The sequence below is a fragment of the Mycobacterium angelicum genome (assembly GCF_002086155.1).
In the GTDB taxonomy this organism is placed as follows: Bacteria; Actinomycetota; Actinomycetes; order Mycobacteriales; family Mycobacteriaceae; genus Mycobacterium; species Mycobacterium angelicum.
The window spans coordinates 1-983 of record NZ_MVHE01000217.1; the positions used below are offsets into that span (position 1 = coordinate 1).

The window sequence follows — 983 nt, forward strand, 5'->3', positions numbered from 1 at the left end:
CACCAATGCCGCAGCAGGCAGCGGCGCCACCGGCGGCACCGGTTTCGCCGGCGGCGCCGGCGGACAAGGCGGCCAAGGCGGTAACAGTGCCGGCGGCACCAACGGCTCCGGCGGCGCCGGCGGCGTCGGCGGCACCGGCGGAACCGGCGGAACCGGCGGCAGCGGCGCCGACAGCACCACCGGAGTCGGCGGCACCGGCGGCGACGGCGGTATCGGCGGCGCAGCAGGCGCCGGCGGTGGCGGCGGCGGAACCGGCAGCGGCGGAACCGGCGGCACCACCGGCGCCACCGGCAAAGCAGGCACCGGCGGCACCGGCGGTCAAGGCGGCGACGGCGGTACCGGCGCCGACGGCACCAATGCCGCAGCAGGCAGCGGCGCCACCGGCGGCACCGGTTTCGCCGGCGGCCAAGGCGGTCAGGGGGGCCAGGGCGGCGACTCCGGTGCCGGTGGCACCAACGGCTCCGGCGGCGCCGGCGGCGTGGGCGGCAAGGGCGGCACCGGCGGAACCGGCGGCAGCGGCGCCGACAGCACCACCGGCGTGGGCGGCACTGGCGGCGACGGCGGTATCGGCGGCGCAGCAGGCGCCGGCGGTGGTGGCGGCGGCGTAGGTAGCGGTGGCACCGGCGGCAGCACCGGCGCCGCCGGCAAGGCAGGTACCGGCGGCACCGGCGGTCAAGGCGGCGGCGGCGGTACCGGCGCAGACGGCACCGATGCCGCAGCAGGCAGCGGCGCCACCGGTAGTGCTGGGTTTGCTGGCGGCGCCGGCGGACAAGGCGGCCAGGGCGGCGACTCCGGTGTGGGCGGGACCAACGGCTCCGGCGGCGCCGGCGGCGTGGGCGGCAAGGGCGGCAGTGGCGGAACCGGCGGCAGCGGTGCCGACAGCACCACCGGAGTCGGTGGCACCGGCGGCGACGGCGGTGTCGGCGGCGCGGCCGGCGCCGGCGGTGGCGGCGGCGGCGTAGGTAGCGGTGGCACCGGCGGCA

1 protein-coding gene is annotated in these 983 nt (G+C 80.6%); it reads left to right on the top strand.

Annotated features, from left to right (window positions below; genetic code table 11):
• Window positions 1–983, top strand: a 983-nt coding sequence (locus BST12_RS32595) for a hypothetical protein (protein WP_211281407.1), incomplete at both ends; no start/stop codon positions are given.